The sequence below is a fragment of the Aliidiomarina celeris genome (assembly GCF_003316875.1).
GTDB lineage: Bacteria > Pseudomonadota > Gammaproteobacteria > Enterobacterales > Alteromonadaceae > Aliidiomarina > Aliidiomarina celeris.
On sequence record NZ_QMIL01000002.1, the window covers coordinates 107,564 to 122,868 of the forward strand.

The window sequence follows — 15,305 nt, forward strand, 5'->3', positions numbered from 1 at the left end:
GCAGTTAGCTTTTAAAGTAAGATTCGCCAGCGTCCGCTTTTGCGCGTAAGCCGTCGGTAACGTGGTACAGCTCACCAAGGTGTGCGTACTTGTCTGCTAACTCTACAAATTGTTTAAGCCCTACGGTTTCCAAATAACGGAATGCACCACCACGGAATGGAGGGAAACCTAAACCGTAAATAAGAGCGATATCTGCTTCTTCGGCTGAGTCGACAATACCTTCTTCAAGGCAGCGCACTATTTCGTTCACCATGGGAATCATACAGCGCGCGATAATTTCTTCTTTATCTGCACTTTCTGCCTTCTCGCCGATCACTTCGTAAACTTCTGGGTTTACTGCTTTGGTGGGTTTACCGCGTTTGTCTACGCCGTATTCATAAAACCCTTTGCCGTTCTTTTGCCCCAACCGCTTTGCTACAGCTAAACGCGCAATAGCGCCGTTTTCGTCGCGTGGCATGCGCTCTGGGAAGCCTTCCGCCATTACGCCGCTTGCGTGGTCTGCGGTGTCCATCCCAACAACGTCACACAAGTACGCTGGGCCCATGGGCCAGCCAAATTCTTTTTCCATGACTTTGTCGATACCCGGGAAATCTACGCCGTCGTCGAGTAATTTGCTAAAGCCCGCAAAGTAAGGGAACAATACTCGGTTTACTAAGAAGCCTGGGCAGTCGTTCACAACAATAGGGGTTTTGCCCATTTGCATGGCGTAAGCAGTGACCGCAGCGATGGTTTCATCGCTGGTATGTTTGCCGCGAATAATTTCCACCAATGGCATTTTGTGTACAGGATTAAAGAAGTGCATGCCGCAGAATCGGCTTGGGTTTTCCAAACTTTCTGCAAGTCGATCGATAGAAATGGTCGAAGTATTAGAGGTAATAATGGCGTCTTCGCTCACTACTTTCTCCACTTCAGCAAGCACCGACGACTTCACTTTAGGGCTTTCTACTACCGCTTCCACAATAATGTCGACATTCTCGAGCTCATTATTGTGCAGGGTTGGAGTAATGCTGGTGAGGGTTTGGGCTACTTTGCGTGCGTCTAGTTTGCCGCGCTCCAAGCCTTTGCCGAGAATTTTGCTCGCTTCTTTCAAGCCAAGATCAAGGGCGTCTTGCTTGATGTCTTTCATAACCACCGGCACGCCTTTAACGGCCGACTGATAAGCAATACCGCCACCCATAATGCCAGCGCCAAGTACACCCGCGCGTTTAATCGCTACGGTAGCGCCTTTGGCCACTTTTTTACTCTTACCTTTAACCACTTGATCGGCTAAGAAAATACCGACTTGCGCACGGCAAGCGTCGGTTTGGGTTAGCTTCACGAACAGTTCGTTTTCAATCAGTAGCGCGCCTTCGCGGGCTTCACCGGCACCGCGTTCCACAACTTCGACCGCTGCATGTGGCGACGGGTAGTGTTTACCTGCTTTGGCCCACACCATGCCTTTGGCGGTGCTGAAGCTCATTAAGCGTTCGGTGTCGTTAGCTTTCAGGGCTTCGAGCTTCGGTTGACGTGCGCCGCGCCAGTCAAGTTCACCGGCTATTGCGTCTTTAAGCATGGTAAGTGCGCCTTCGCGCAATGCAGCGCTGCTCACAACTGCGTCTACCAAGCCAATACCGAGTGCTTTTTCAGGCTTGTAGTTCATACCGGTTGTAATGGCTTCTAGCGCATTGTCTGGCCCCACTAAGCGCGGCATTCTTACCGTGCCACCGAAACCAGGAATAAGGCCAAGCTTAACTTCTGGCAAGCCAATTACTGCGGTTTCGTCGGCAATGCGGAAGTCACAAGCGAGAATCGTTTCGCAACCACCGCCTAAGGCAAAGCCGTTAATAGCGGCAATGGTAGGGAAGGGTAAATCTTCAAGCTTGTCGAATACCCGAGACGCTTTATGCACCCAGGTTTTGGTGGTGTCTACGTTCGCAAATAAAGTTAAGAACTCAGTAATATCGGCCCCTACAATAAATGTAGATTTAGCACTCGACACTAATAAACCCTGTACGTCGTTACTGCTGTGCAGAGCGTCGAGGGCGTCGCTGAATTCGTTTAGGGTTTTCTCGTCGAACTTGTTGACTGAGCCCTGGGCGTCGAACTTTAGTTCGGCAATGCCCTGCTCAATGATATCAACGCTGAGGTTGTCACCTTGGTAGATCATCTTGGGTCTCCTAAAATGTTGACAGATTTTTCTGCCGACAAGTACCTAATAGACTTGAGTTGCTGCCATACTATGATACAAGAATATGGAAACAACAGTATGGCAAACATCTGGCATTTATCATCCCACAATGCGAAACGAAATTAAACAGGTGTTTAAATTCTAAGAATGAAAAAACAACAACAGGTTTTACGGGGTTTATGTTTCATTATTGCGCGCCTGGGTTTCATCAAATAGCTCGCTCATTTCGCTTGAGTTTAGGTTTGGCAGCCGGCTTCGTGCTTGGTTCCCTTATGGTGCCGGTTTTTCCGCCTGTGCAGGCTACCGAAAATAGCAACCTTCCTGTACAACCCTTGAGTATAGAGGCGCAGCGAGAATTGTTTTTGAGTGTGGAGCAGCAAATCTCGCAGCGCCGATTTAACGACGCGCGCAGCCAAATGCAGTCCTTGCTCGGTTATCCTCTGTACCCTTATTTAGAGGCTGAATTTTTAGCGCAAAATCTCAGCTACGCTAATGAAGAGGTTATTGCTGAGTTTCTCAACGAGTATGCCGGTACGCCGCTCGACAATTCTCTTCGCCGACAGTGGCTGAATTTCTTAATTGACCAGAACGACGCCGAACGCTTTCTGCTTTATTACCAAGGAAGTGGGAATGCAGGCCTGCAATGCCGTTATTTAGATTACCTGTGGAAGACTACGGACAACCTTGCAGCATTATGGCCACAGGTAACTAATCAATGGCTCAGCGGGGAAAGTTTGCCAAGCACATGCGATTCCGTATTTAACGCGTGGACAGAAGCGGGGTACCGCACTGAGTTTGTTGTTTGGCAGCGTTTACTGCTGGCTACCGAAGCACGGCAGTACAGTTTGGCGCGCTATTTAACGCGTCTGTTACCGAGCGACAAGCGCTACCTCGGCGAGCTAGCACGAAGAATTCAAGCGAACCCTGCAACGGTGATGCAATTTGAGCTGTTCCCAGGCCAAGACGAACGCGAGCAAGAAATTGTACTACGAGCGCTTCACCGCCTCGTGTGGCGAGATATAGACCAAGCAAAGCGGGCTTGGCAGCACTATCAACAACACTTTCAGTATGATCAAGTCACAGCAAACGATATGCATGAACGCATAGGCATTACGCTTGCTGTGCGCGGCGAACCGAATGCCCGCGAGTGGCTGCTAGATTTACCGTTAGCAACATTATCGGAGACCGGGAAGCAGTGGGCGCTTGCGAGCGTCTTAAAAGCTGGCCGTTGGGACCAGGTTGTAATGCTCTACAACAGTTTGTCCAGCGAGGAAAAAGAGCAAGGCCAATGGCGGTATTGGCGCGCGCGAGCACTCGAGCAACTGCGTTTTGACGACGAGTCGGTACAGGAATTTGAACACGTCGCCGGCAGCCGAAGCTATTACGGTTTTCTTGCTGCCGCGCGGCTGCAACAAGCGCCTCAACTCCAGTATGAACCGGTGCGGGTAGAGCCGGAGCAAATAGCCGCGTTACGAAATGAGCCTTCGGTGCAGAGGGCGTTGGAATTCTTTAAGTTGAATCGATTGCTCGAAGCCCGCCGTGAATGGAATGTTATAGGTATGCGTGGCACTTATGAACAACAGGTAGCAACTTCGGTACTTGCCCATGAAGAAGGTTGGTACGACCAAGCCATATTTGGTTTGGCGCGAACAGGGCACTTCCATGACGTGGAACGCCGCTTCCCTTTAGCCTACCGTGATTTGCTCCAAGCACAAGCCGAGGCGAACGGGCTTGACGTCGCTTGGGTTTACGCAATTGCTCGGCGGGAAAGTGCATTTCGGGCAGACGCTGTGTCGCCGGCGGGTGCGCGTGGCTTATTGCAAGTGATGCCCGGCACCGCTCAGTATGTAACGCGACGAACGCCGGGGCCGAATTTAGGTCGGGTAACGAATCATCGTTTGCTGCAGCCTGAGGACAATGTTCGTATTGGCACGCGATACATGGCAGATTTAATGCGTCGTACCAATCAAAACTGGATTATTGCTACTGCTGGTTATAACGCCGGCATGAATAGGGTAGTGGAATGGTTGCCACAACAGCCCCTCGACTTCGACATTTGGGTGGAGAATGTGCCTTACCAAGAAACGCGTGACTATTTAAAGAATGTGCTGGCTTACAAACAAATTTATTCCATTTTGTTGGGGAATGAAACACAAGTGCTCAGCCCGTTAATTAGCCTGCAAATGTATGCAGAGGGTTCGAGTGGATAGAGGTGATCCCATGAGCGCCAATAACTTATTTAAGCGCCATATTAGCGAAATGAAACAGCGCGCCGACCAGCTTTGTGAGCGCGAAGGTTTAACGCTCATTGCAATTCATGCGGGGCAAATTAAGCGCCAGTTTTTAGACGATATGGAATACCCGTTTAAAGCCAGCCCGCTTTTTAAAGCGTGGTGCCCCATGCACAACGCGCCACATTGTTGGGTATTGGTTTCTCTACAGCGCTCTAAACCCGTATTGGTGGTTCTGAATACGGATGAGTTCTGGGTGGAGCAGCCAGAGCTCGACAAAGAACGCTGGTTGTCATTGTTCCATGTGGAACTTATTTCCCGCCCCGATGAAATTGACAAGTTACTCCCCTACGATAAAGCGCGTGCCGCATATTTAGGCGAACATATTGAGGTCGCGCAGGCGTTGGGGTTTTCTGAGATGAACCCCGAACCGCTGCTGAGTTTTCTTAATTATTACCGTGCGGTGAAAACCGATTACGAGTTACATTGCATTCGCCGCGCCAACGCAACCGCTATTCAAGGCCATCGTGCGGTGGCCGAGGCTTGGCAGCAGGGTGCCAGTGAATTTGATTGTTTACTCGCGTACATGCAAGCCACTCGACAGGGTGAAAATGACGTTCCATATCCGCATATTATTGGTCAAAACGAGCACGCAGCTATTCTTCATTACCGTGGTAAATCGAAGCACGCGCTATTACCGGGCCTACAGCGCTCTTTGATGATAGACGCAGGTGCAGACTTTGCTGGATATGCCGCTGATATTAGCCGCAGCTACGCGGGCGCTGCTGCAAACGACGAATTCGCAGAACTTATTGTTGCTATAGATCAAGTGTGTCAAGCGCTGGCACTTGAAGTAAAACCGGGTATGAAGTTCGAAACCTTGCAGTATCGCGCGCACATTCAAATAGCGCAGCTGCTCTTTGCCTTTGGTTTTTGCAAGCTTGATCCGGAAGATATGGTGAAAAAGCAAATTAGCCATGTGTTTATGCCGCATGGCATAGGGCATTATCTTGGCTTGCAAGTTCATGATGTTGGCGGCACACTTGCCGACCCGAGAGGGACTCAAATTCCACCGCCAAGTTTTTTTCCGCAACTGAAAACAACGCGGGCATTTGAACCAAATATGGTATTTACCATTGAGCCCGGACTCTATTTTATTGAACCGCTCTTAAGCCGATTACAAGACAGCGCGCTAGCGCACACCATAAACTGGAATCGGATAGACCAATTTCGCCCCTACGGCGGCATTCGAATAGAAGACAACGTGATTATGCATAGAGACAGAAACGAAAATATTACGCGCGAACTAGGGCTTGTTTAAATGCAAACACGCACAATTCTTCGAATGCTCGGCTTGTTAATTGCTGTTTTTAGCGTCACCTTGCTGCCTCCGGCTGTGTTAGCTTATTTCTACCAAGACGGCGGTGGTTGGGCCTTTATGGCGGCCTTTGGGCTAAGCCTCTTCGCTGGTTTTTTACTTTGGTTTCCCAATCGTTTTTATCGGCGCGAATTAAAAACCCGAGAAGGCTTCGTTATTGTAGTGATGTTTTGGGTGGTGATTGCCACAGTGGGTGCCGTACCCTTCTGGATGCCCGACAATTACACGCTAAGCTTTACCGACGCCATGTTCGAGTCGTTTTCTGCATTAACGACAACGGGGGCAACGGTATTGACCGGTATTGAAGAGCTTCCTCATTCATACCGGTTCTATCGCCAACAACTCCAATGGATGGGCGGTATGGGGATTATCGTGCTCGCCGTGGCCATTCTGCCGTTGTTAGGCATTGGGGGAATGCAGCTTTACCGCGCGGAAATGCCGGGCCCAAATAAAGACACTAAGCTTACGCCACGTATTGCCGACACCGCCAAACAGCTTTGGTACATATATCTGGGTATTACAATTGCTTGCACACTCGCCTACTGGGCGGCTGGCATGAGCTTGTTCGACGCCGTCGGCCATGCATTTTCAACCGTTTCAATTGGTGGCTTCTCAACGCACGACGCCAGTATGGGGCATTTCCAAAGCAGCTTAATTCAATTTATTTGCGTTGTATTTCTGCTTATCGCAGCAGTTAATTTTTCGCTGCATTTTGCTGCTTATCGAGGCAAGTCGGTCCGCTCGTATTGGCAGGATCCAGAGTTTCGCGCGCTTATTGCTATTCAAGCTACATTAGCACTTCTCACAGTCGTCACTTTAGTGTGGAAGTCTGATTTGCCGTTTAGTGACGCTTGGATTCAAGGCGTGTTTCAGTCGGTGTCTATTTCTACAACGGCCGGTTTTACCAGCGCCGACTTTACCGTGTGGCCTCTATTTCTGCCTATTTTGCTTATTTTTGCCAGTTTTATCGGGGGTAGCGCCGGTTCTACAGGCGGTGGATTAAAGGTTATGCGGGTAGTGCTGCTGTATCGCCAAGGTATGCGTGAAATTAACCGGCTTATTCACCCGAAAGGGGCTTTTGCCGTGAAGTGGGGTAAAAGAGCTTTACCTGACCGTGTGGTACAAGCTGTATGGGGCTTTTTCGCCTCCTATGCACTCATTTTCGTAGTGCTGATGCTGCTTTTCATTGCCACCGGCTTAGACGACTATTCAGCCTTTGGTGCGACGGTTGCAACCCTCAATAACTTGGGGCCGGGCTTGGGCTCGGTAGCAAGTAACTTCCAAGAGGTCAGCGACGCCGGTAAATGGGTTGCCATTGTGGCTATGCTGTTTGGTCGCTTAGAGGTGTTTACGCTGTTAGTCTTGTTTACTCCTGCTTTTTGGAAGCATTAAGTAAGGCGAGTGAAAGCGCTGCTAGAAATACAGCGCTCCAGGCGTAAAGAGTTTTTCTATGTCTTCTACGTATTTTTTGTCGACCAAAAACAGAATAACGTGGTCATCGTTTTCAATAACCGTGCTGTCGTGAGCAATCAGTACTTCGGCACCGCGAACAATTGCGCCTACAGTGGTTCCTGGCGGTAAATCGAGGTCGCGGAGCTCTCTACCCACAACTTTAGAGGTGTTTTCGTCGCCTTTGGCAATTAACTCAACCGCTTCCGCTGCGCCCTTGCGTAACGAATAGTCGTTAACAAAGAAGTCGCGGCGAATATGGCGTAATAACGCTGAAACCGTAGCTTGCTGTGGCGAAATGGCAATATCAATCTCGCCGCCTTGCACAAGGTCAACGTAAGCGGTGCGTTGAATCAACACCAGTGTTTTCTTTGCACCCATACGCTTTGCCAGCATCGCCGACATTATATTGGCTTCGTCGTCGTTGGTTACCGCAATAAATACGTCTATCTCTTCAATTCGCTCGTCGCTAAGCATGCGCTGGTCGGCGGCGTCGCCTTGCAGTACAAGGGCATTGTTCAATTCGGCGCTCAGCTCCTCTGCCCGCTGTTGACTCAACTCAACCAGCTTCACCCGATGATTTGCTTCTAGTGCCCGTGCTAAGCCAGAGCCGACATGACCACCACCCACAATCATAACCCGCTTGTAACGCTCTTCTAGGGGCTGTAGCTCTTCCATAACGGCACGAATATGGCGCGTGTCGGCAACAAAAAACACTTCGTCGTCGGCTTCTATAATGGTGGTTCCACGCGGTCTTATGGCGTGGCCTTGGCGGAATATCGCCGCTACTCGGGCGTCGATGTTTGGAATGTGGTCACGCAAGGCGGAAATAGCATGGCCAACCAATTTACCGCCGTAGTAAGCCTTCAAACCCACTAGGCTCACTTTGCCTTCGGCAAACTCAATGACTTGCAGCGCCCCAGGGTAGTCAATCAGACGCTTAATGTAAGCGGTAACCAACTGCTCGGGCGCAATAATGTGGTCGACCGGCATTTGGTCTTTATGAAAAAGCTGATCCGAGTGAAGAATATATTCTGGCGCTCGAATGCGGGCAATTTTGCGAAAGATTTTAAACACACTATGAGCGACTTGGCAGGCAACCATATTTACTTCGTCGCTGCTACTCACTGCCACCAGCAGCTCGGCGTCTTCAGCGCCAGCGCGACGCAGTACATTAGGGTGTGCGCCATTACCCTGAACTACATTTAAGTCGAATTTATCTTGTAGCTCTTCGAGCTGCTTTCGGTCTTGGTCGATAATGGTAATTTCATTTTTACCCGACACGAGGTTCTCAGCCAGTGTTGCACCAACCTGTCCTGCACCGACAATGATAATTTTCATAGTTGCGCCTTAAGCTTTTTGCAATACAGCATAATAGAATCCGTCGCCGCCGTCTTCTCCTGGAAAAATTTGGCGCTCGCCGCCCGTAATCTGCGGTAAGTTTGTCATTAAGCGAGCATTCGGAGTGCGAGCTAAGAATGCGTGTATTTGCGCGTGGTTTTCGTCCGGTAAAATGGAGCAGGTTGCGTAAACCAACCGACCACCTTCTTTGAGCAGCGACCACTGAGCGTCTAAAATACGCGCTTGCAACGCCACTAACGCAGCAATGTCTTCGTTGCGCCGTAGCCACCGAATATCTGGGTGCCTGCGGATTACGCCAGTAGCGGAACAGGGCGCGTCGAGTAAAATTCGGTCATAAAGTTCACCGCGAAACCAGTCTTGTGGGCATGCCGCGTCACCTTGCATAACCTCAGCGTTGAGTTGAAGCCGTGTTAAGTTTTCATGTACCCGCGTAAGTCGACCGGCGTCGAAGTCGAGGGCGTGCACCCGTAAGTTTGGGGTTTGTTCTAACAGCGCTGCGGTTTTACCGCCCGGGGCGGCACAGGCGTCGAGTACCAATTCACCGGGCTGAGCCTGCACATAAACGCTCGCCCATTGTGCACTCAGGTCTTGCACCGACACCCAGCCGTCGTGGAAGCGAGGAAGTTGGGTAATGTCGGTACCGGTGTTTAACCGAACCGCAAAAGGTAGCTGCGCATGACACTCGGAACTTATGCCTGCAGCTTCCAAGAGCGCTACGTACTGACTACCAGAGCAATGCTGACTGTTGATACGTAGCCACAAAGGCGGTTTTTGTTGGCTCTGTTGAAAAATGTCCGGTGCTTGCTCCGGCCACGCGTTCGTTATACGGTCGCGCAGCCAGCGTGGAAAACATTGCGGTAAGGAAACCTGTTGTAGAACCTGTTGTTCGAGTGCATCTTGCTGGCGCAAATAGGTGCGAAGGGTGCCGTTAACAAGCCCCTTTAAGGCTCGCTGGCGTAGTTGTAGTGCGGCTTCTACCGTTTCCGCTAAGGCGGCATGCTCTGGTGTGCGTAACGCGCGCAACTGGCAAAGACCCACCATGAGCAGATAATGAATGCTTCTAACTTTTGCTTTTAAAGGTTTTTCTAGCAGCTGCTGTATCAGCCATTCATAGCGTGGAAGTTCGCGCAGCACTTCAAAACATACGGCCTGCACCCAGCCTTTGTCGGCGGGGCTTAGCTTTTGTTGCACGCTGGGCAGCACAGAGGAGAGCGAGCGCCCTTGCTGTAAAACCTGCTGTAAGGCTTGCGCTGCTGCCGCACGGGTTGCGCCGCGACGTGGCTTGGCCTCACTCATGAGTGGTTCCAATGAGCGAACCCACCTTAAACCAGTGGCTTCTGGCGTTGAGTAGATCTTGGCATTGCATGGGCTTTTTACCGGCCGGTTGTAGGCTGAGTAAACGCAACACCGAGCCTTCACCGCACTGAATTAAAATACCCTGCTTACTGGCTTCGAGAATGGTACCCGCTGGTTTGCTTTGCTGCTGTGCGTCCACGCGTGCATCCAAAACCTTAACGCGTTGGTCGTCGACAAAAAATTCTGTGCCCGGCCATGGATTAAAGGCCCGAATACAGCGCTCTATAAAATCTGCCGGCTGCTGCCAATCGATGAGTGCTTCGTCTTTGCTGAGCTTTGCGGCATAGGTTGCCAATGCATTATCTTGGATTTCGCTTTGCACACTGCCATTTTCTAATGCCAGTAAGGTGTGTAAAAGTGCCGGTGGGCCAAGCTCGGCAAGTTTTTCGTATAAACTCGCGCTGGTGTCGGTTGTGGTTATCGGTAACTCTACTTTATGCAGCATGGGGCCGGTATCGAGGCCCGCGTCCATTTGCATAATGGTAATGCCAGTGACCTTGTCGCCGGCCCAAATTGCACGCTGTATAGGTGCAGCGCCCCGCCAACGAGGCAACAGCGAGCCGTGTACGTTCACACAGCCAAACTTTGGCGTGTCGAGCACGGCTTGTGGGAGCAATAAACCATAAGCCACAACCACCATTACGTCGGCTCTATAATTGGCCAACTGCTGCAGAGCGGACTCTGACTTTAGGCTGGGCGGCTGTTCAACAGGAATGTTATGGCTTAACGCTAAACTTTTTACCGCGGAGGGTTGCAGCTTTTTGCCTCGCCCGGCGGGGCGGTCGGGCTGGGTATAAGCGGCAACCACTTCAATGTTTTTATGTGCCAGTAACGCGCTTAAATGGCGCGCGGCAAAGTCGGGTGTTCCGGCAAAAATAACCCGCATTAAATGGGTTGCCCCGCACGTTCAGCTAATTTCGCTTCTTTTTCCAGCTTCTTGCGAATACGGTCACGTTTTAGCGGTGATAAATAGTCGACAAAAAGCTTGCCGTTTAAATGGTCAATTTCATGCTGAATGCAAATAGCCAAGAGGCCGTCGGCTTCACGAATAAACTCATCCCCATTACGGTCGAGGGCTTTTACCTTAATGGTGCCCGCACGCTCTACTTTGGCGTAAACACCGGGGAAACTTAGGCAGCCTTCTTCGTTTTCAAAATGACCGTCTTGTTCCACAATCTCAGGATTAATAAACACCAAGGGCTCGTCTTGGTTTTCGCTGCAGTCGGCAATGAAAAGCCGCTTGTGAACATTCACTTGGGTAGCTGCAAGCCCGACACCGGAAGCGCCGTACATGGTTTCAAACATGTTGTCGATGGTTGCACGCAGGGCGTCGTCTACTTCGGCCACAGGTTGTGCAACTGTGCGTAAACGTTCGTCTGGGTAGCGTAGAATTGCCATGGTCGCCATAAGCTCACCTCGTTTATTTGATCAACCTTTATTTTAACGGGTCAAGCGCTGAAAAGACAGTGCTTGCCTTGTTGAAAGCACTGAACCGCGCTAACTTTTCTACCGTAAACAAAAGCTTCGCCGTTATCGGTAAAAACCGATTGTGGCTATCGACCTAGGTTATCGACCGGAGGCGTTCATGGATTGGAACGAAGGTTTACTTGAGCAATGGTTAAAGCTCTATTTTGCTCCGCGGAAGTTGCAGCGGCTAATACGGCAGCAGTGGCAGGCGGGTGTGCCGGCGGACTGGCGCAGGCCACTTACAGAAATTAACATCTTTTGGCAAAAGCAGCTTCCGGAGGTTTGCCCCAATACAGTGACCAAACTCGCGCGTTGGTTGCGCGACGAAGAGCATTCAGAAAAGCGTGGATTATTGCTTTTCGGGGGGCCCTTATACCCGCCGTTATTGCAGCAAATTGACGACCCTCCTTTGTTGCTCTGCTATGAAGGTTCAATTGAATGCTTACGGCTTCCTCAATTGGCTATGGTCGGCAGCCGCAATGCAACTGAATTGTCGTTACAGCTGGCGCGTGAGTTTGCAACTGAGCTCGCAGCGCAGGGGGTGAGTGTGGTCAGCGGTATGGCGCTTGGCATTGACAGTGCGAGCCACCGAGGTTGTTTACAAAAAGCATTGCCCACAGTGGCGGTGCTCGGCTGTGGCATCGATCAGTGTTACCCGCCACGTGCACGGGAATTAAAGCAAGACATTATTCGTTATGGTGTGGTGCTGAGCGAATATTTACCCGGAATGCCGGTGAAAACTGAACATTTCCCCGCACGAAACCGTATAATAAGTGGCTTAAGTTACGCTGTAATTATAATTTGCGCACGCCGCAGAAGTGGTACATTGATTACCGCCCGTTTAGCTGCAGAGCAGGGGCGCGACATTTTCGCTGTGCCGCACAATGTTCGAGAGCCCGAAGGGCAGGGTTGTAATCAACTCATACAGCAAGGCGCTAAGTTAGTGATGAGCGCCGCCGATATATTAGTAGAGTGCGAGAGTTGGTTTGCATGCGAGCCCACGAATGTGACAGCAAGCGAACTCTTACAGCAAGAAACACAGCAAGAAATGCAGCAGGAAATATTCGCTACGGGCTTGGCAAAGCCGGAAATGTTAGCTAACGTAGGATTTGAAACCACACCGTTCGAAACCTTTGTGCAACGCAGCGGATTGTCGGTTTCACAAGCAACAAATGAGCTCATTGAGTTAGAGCTTGATGGATGGATTAAAGCAGTCGCTGGCGGCTACGCTAGAGTGAGGAGGTAAAAAAGATGTTCGATATCCTCATGTATTTGTTTGAGAACTATATCCATTCGGAAATGGAAGTTGTTGTCGACCACGAGGAATTAACCGACGAGTTAACCCGAGCAGGTTTCCATTCGCAGGAGATCTCGAAGGCCTTGGCATGGCTTGAACGGCTTGCTGATTTGCAAGACAGCCAAGAAAAGCCGTATCTCATACAGTCGGCGCCGGCAAGCTCATTTCGGGCGTATACCCCAGAAGAAGTGGCACGCCTAGACAGTCCTAGTCGCGGGTTCTTAATGTACTTGGAACAAATTGGAGTGCTCGACTTCACCACTCGTGAAATGGTGCTCGACCGGGTGATGGAGCTTGATACTGCTCAATTTTCACTCGACGACTTAAAGTGGGTGGTGCTTATGGTGCTGTTCAACGTGCCAGGGCACGAAGACGCCTACTCTCGAATGGAAGAGCTACTGTTCGAGGAACCCGAAGGCTTTATGCATTGAGTGTTTGGGGTGAAGGCAAATGAGCGACCCCAATCAGCAGTGCCCGAAATGCGGTGAGGCACTTAAGATTCTGCATTCCGGAAAACATTCTTTTTGGGGGTGCAGCGCGTATCCAGGCTGCACTTATACCCGTTCCTTACACGAAAAAACCGATTTTGAGCCGCAACCTTTACCCGGCCAAGTGTGCCCCGACTGTGGTGCTGAACTGCTATTAAAAAAAGGCAAATATGGGTTTTTTGTGGGCTGTTCAGCGTTCCCCGATTGCCACTACATGCTCGACCCGAACGCACCCGCCGAACAAAATGCACCCCGTTGCCCGGTGTGTAAGAAAGGCCACTTGGTGCTTAGAACCAGCAAGTACGGCAAATCATTTTATGCGTGCGACGCTTATCCTAAATGCAAGTATTCACTGCATGATGAGCCGGTGGCAGAAAAGTGCCCGGAGTGTGGTTGGGGTGTATTAACCAAGCATAAACTTCATGGTCGCGAGTCGCTGCGTTGTCCGCAAAAGGAATGCGGCTATAAGCGAGAGCCGATATAATCCATATCTTTATTCCTTAAGTTCGAGAACAAGCCACTATGAATCCAGCTACGCCTTCAAATACGCCTTCAAACACGAACGACAACTATACGGCTGCGCGCGAAGCCATGGCGGCACACGGTGTTCTTGCTTACCCTACCGAAGCTGTATTTGGCCTTGGCTGTGCGCCTTATGATGAAATTGCAGTAAGAAAGATACTGGCACTGAAGCAACGCCCCATTGAAAAAGGCGTTATTCTAATTGCTGCCGATTACAGCCAGCTGCTCGACTATGTAGATGACCGCGCGATTGGCCAAGACAAACGCTTTTCGGTATTTTCGCATTGGCCAGGCGCGGTTACGCTGGTATTGCCGGCGAAGGCTTCTGTTCCGCGTTACTTGCGCGGCGACCATAACACTATTGCGGTGCGCGTTACCGCTTTTGAGCCCGCGCGGAAGCTTTGTAAAGCGCTTGGAACCGCTCTCGTTTCCACCAGTGCAAACCGCTCTGGGCAACCGCCATTGATTACTGCGGACGCTGTAGTGAGTGAGTTCGGCGATGAGGTGGACTGGGTTATGCATGAGCCGGTCGGTAGTAACGCACAGCCGTCGCGTATTTTGAATCCATTAACGGGAGAAACCTTTCGGGCATGAAAGAACATGAGTACCTTGCGCAGGTAAAAGCGTTTTTAGTAGAGCTGCAAGATAAAATTTGTGCCGGAGTTGAACAGGTAGACGGCCAAGGACGGTTTCATGAAGACGCTTGGGAACGAGCAGAAGGCGGTGGCGGGCGCTCCCGCGTGATGCGCCACGGTAACGTGATTGAGCAAGGCGGTGTCAATTTTTCGCATGTGTATGGCGCGCAAATGCCCGCCTCGGCAACGGCGCATCGGCCGGAACTTGCTGGCCGTAGCTTTCATGCATGTGGCGTGTCGTTGGTTTTACATCCGCACAACCCGTATTTACCAACTTCGCATGCGAATGTGCGATTTTTTATTGCCGAAAAGGAAGGCGAAGCCCCGGTGTGGTGGTTTGGGGGCGGCTTTGATTTAACGCCATTTTACCCCTTTGAAGAAGACGTAGTGCATTGGCACGAAATGTCGAAGGCAGCGGTAGCGCCTTTTGGGAAAGACTATTACGAGCACTACAAACAATGGTGTGACGACTACTTTTTCTTGAAACACCGCAACGAAACCCGCGGCGTCGGTGGTTTATTTTTTGACGATCTCAATACGAACCCAGCTGGGGAACTCGACTTCGAGCATGCATTTGCGCTGATGCGTTCTGTGGGTGAGCACTATTTAAAAGCATGGGCTCCTATTGCCGAGCGGCGCAAAAATACACCTTATGGTGAACGTGAACGTGAGTTTCAACTTTATCGCCGAGGCCGTTACGTAGAATTTAATTTGGTGTACGACCGAGGCACGCTGTTTGGTCTGCAAACCGGTGGCCGTACGGAGTCTATTTTAATGTCTATGCCACCATTGGCACGCTGGGAGTACGCGTATGAACCAGAAGCTGACAGCGAAGAAGCCAAATTACAAGCGTATTTAAAGGCGCGAGATTGGTTATAAAGCACGCAAATTTGCCAGTTTGAAGAATCCGTTATAAGCTGCATCTGTTTGAATTTTAAACAGGATGAGAAGCA

Annotated in this window: 13 protein-coding genes; 8 read left to right on the forward strand and 5 right to left on the reverse strand. The window is 50.6% G+C overall.

The window, feature by feature from the left end:
• Positions 1-4: 4 nt before the first annotated feature.
• On the reverse strand, positions 5-2,146 hold the full coding sequence (fadB, locus tag DQW12_RS04745; protein ID WP_113906715.1) for a fatty acid oxidation complex subunit alpha FadB: 2,142 nt from the start codon (positions 2,144-2,146) through the stop codon (positions 5-7).
• 200 nt (positions 2,147-2,346) lie between these two features.
• On the opposite strand from fadB, the gene DQW12_RS04750 reads away from it, so the two are divergent.
• Genes DQW12_RS04750 through DQW12_RS04760 form a run of 3 tightly spaced genes read left to right on the forward strand, consistent with a single transcriptional unit; the run spans position 2,347 to position 7,168 of the window.
• Positions 2,347-4,377 carry a transglycosylase SLT domain-containing protein gene (locus DQW12_RS04750; RefSeq protein WP_113906716.1) on the forward strand — a complete coding sequence of 677 codons (2,031 nt, stop codon included), beginning with the start codon at positions 2,347-2,349 and terminating at the stop codon, positions 4,375-4,377.
• Positions 4,378-4,387: 10 nt separating this feature from the next.
• Positions 4,388-5,719, forward strand: coding sequence for a Xaa-Pro dipeptidase (gene pepQ / locus DQW12_RS04755; RefSeq protein ID WP_113906717.1), 1,332 nt, complete (start codon positions 4,388-4,390; stop codon positions 5,717-5,719).
• Complete coding sequence (locus DQW12_RS04760) at positions 5,720-7,168, forward strand: TrkH family potassium uptake protein (RefSeq protein WP_113906718.1); 1,449 nt, start codon at positions 5,720-5,722, stop codon at positions 7,166-7,168.
• A gap of 21 nt (positions 7,169-7,189) precedes the next feature.
• Here the strand turns inward: DQW12_RS04760 and trkA are convergent, their stop codons facing one another.
• The 4 genes from trkA to def are packed head-to-tail and all read right to left on the reverse strand — an operon-like array spanning position 7,190 to position 11,350.
• Positions 7,190-8,566, reverse strand: a complete 1,377-nt coding sequence (trkA, locus tag DQW12_RS04765; protein ID WP_113906719.1) for a Trk system potassium transporter TrkA — start codon at positions 8,564-8,566, stop codon at positions 7,190-7,192.
• A 9-nt stretch (positions 8,567-8,575) separates the two neighbouring features.
• Positions 8,576-9,883: a 16S rRNA (cytosine(967)-C(5))-methyltransferase RsmB gene (rsmB, locus tag DQW12_RS04770; RefSeq protein WP_113906720.1), complete on the reverse strand. Its 1,308-nt coding sequence runs from the start codon at positions 9,881-9,883 to the stop codon at positions 8,576-8,578.
• On the reverse strand, positions 9,876-10,829 hold the full coding sequence (gene fmt, locus DQW12_RS04775; protein ID WP_113906721.1) for a methionyl-tRNA formyltransferase: 954 nt from the start codon (positions 10,827-10,829) through the stop codon (positions 9,876-9,878). The genes rsmB and fmt overlap by 8 nt, the downstream gene beginning before the upstream one ends.
• Entirely contained in the window at positions 10,829-11,350 is a 522-nt protein-coding gene (def, locus tag DQW12_RS04780) for a peptide deformylase (RefSeq protein WP_113906722.1), read from the reverse strand. Before def ends, fmt begins: the two co-directional genes overlap by 1 nt.
• A 178-nt stretch (positions 11,351-11,528) precedes the next feature.
• On the opposite strand from def, the gene dprA reads away from it, so the two are divergent.
• From dprA to hemF, 5 genes are read left to right on the forward strand one after another with little or no spacing between them, the layout of a single operon-like run.
• Positions 11,529-12,656 carry a DNA-processing protein DprA gene (gene dprA, locus DQW12_RS04785; RefSeq protein ID WP_113906723.1) on the forward strand — a complete coding sequence of 376 codons (1,128 nt, stop codon included), beginning with the start codon at positions 11,529-11,531 and terminating at the stop codon, positions 12,654-12,656.
• A 5-nt stretch (positions 12,657-12,661) separates the two neighbouring features.
• The gene (locus tag DQW12_RS04790; protein ID WP_113906724.1) at positions 12,662-13,138 is read left to right on the forward strand and encodes a DUF494 family protein; all 477 of its coding nucleotides are present in this window, start codon (positions 12,662-12,664) and stop codon (positions 13,136-13,138) included.
• Positions 13,139-13,157: 19 nt separating this feature from the next.
• The gene (locus DQW12_RS04795) at positions 13,158-13,679 is read left to right on the forward strand and encodes a DNA topoisomerase family protein (RefSeq protein ID WP_113906725.1); all 522 of its coding nucleotides are present in this window, start codon (positions 13,158-13,160) and stop codon (positions 13,677-13,679) included.
• Positions 13,680-13,717: 38 nt separating this feature from the next.
• The gene (gene tsaC / locus DQW12_RS04800) at positions 13,718-14,311 is read left to right on the forward strand and encodes an L-threonylcarbamoyladenylate synthase type 1 TsaC (RefSeq protein ID WP_370444349.1); all 594 of its coding nucleotides are present in this window, start codon (positions 13,718-13,720) and stop codon (positions 14,309-14,311) included.
• Positions 14,308-15,231, forward strand: coding sequence for an oxygen-dependent coproporphyrinogen oxidase (gene hemF / locus DQW12_RS04805; protein ID WP_113906726.1), 924 nt, complete (start codon positions 14,308-14,310; stop codon positions 15,229-15,231). The genes tsaC and hemF overlap by 4 nt, the downstream gene beginning before the upstream one ends.
• Positions 15,232-15,305: the final 74 nt, after the last annotated feature.

What these genes read in the sequence shown, in the direction of transcription:
- def (WP_113906722.1), bottom strand. Translation starts at nt 11,350, where the DNA reads ATGGCGACCATGGCAATTCTACGCTACCCAGACGAACGTTTACGCACA.
- rsmB (WP_113906720.1), bottom strand. Translation starts at nt 9,883, where the DNA reads ATGAGTGAGGCCAAGCCACGTCGCGGCGCAACCCGTGCGGCAGCAGCG.
- fmt (WP_113906721.1), bottom strand. Translation starts at nt 10,829, where the DNA reads ATGCGGGTTATTTTTGCCGGAACACCCGACTTTGCCGCGCGCCATTTA.
- DQW12_RS04795 (WP_113906725.1), top strand. Translation starts at nt 13,158, where the DNA reads ATGAGCGACCCCAATCAGCAGTGCCCGAAATGCGGTGAGGCACTTAAG.
- pepQ (WP_113906717.1), top strand. Translation starts at nt 4,388, where the DNA reads ATGAGCGCCAATAACTTATTTAAGCGCCATATTAGCGAAATGAAACAG.
- hemF (WP_113906726.1), top strand. Translation starts at nt 14,308, where the DNA reads ATGAAAGAACATGAGTACCTTGCGCAGGTAAAAGCGTTTTTAGTAGAG.
- trkA (WP_113906719.1), bottom strand. Translation starts at nt 8,566, where the DNA reads ATGAAAATTATCATTGTCGGTGCAGGACAGGTTGGTGCAACACTGGCT.
- DQW12_RS04790 (WP_113906724.1), top strand. Translation starts at nt 12,662, where the DNA reads ATGTTCGATATCCTCATGTATTTGTTTGAGAACTATATCCATTCGGAA.
- DQW12_RS04750 (WP_113906716.1), top strand. Translation starts at nt 2,347, where the DNA reads ATGTTTCATTATTGCGCGCCTGGGTTTCATCAAATAGCTCGCTCATTT.
- DQW12_RS04760 (WP_113906718.1), top strand. Translation starts at nt 5,720, where the DNA reads ATGCAAACACGCACAATTCTTCGAATGCTCGGCTTGTTAATTGCTGTT.
- dprA (WP_113906723.1), top strand. Translation starts at nt 11,529, where the DNA reads ATGGATTGGAACGAAGGTTTACTTGAGCAATGGTTAAAGCTCTATTTT.
- fadB (WP_113906715.1), bottom strand. Translation starts at nt 2,146, where the DNA reads ATGATCTACCAAGGTGACAACCTCAGCGTTGATATCATTGAGCAGGGC.
- tsaC (WP_370444349.1), top strand. Translation starts at nt 13,718, where the DNA reads ATGAATCCAGCTACGCCTTCAAATACGCCTTCAAACACGAACGACAAC.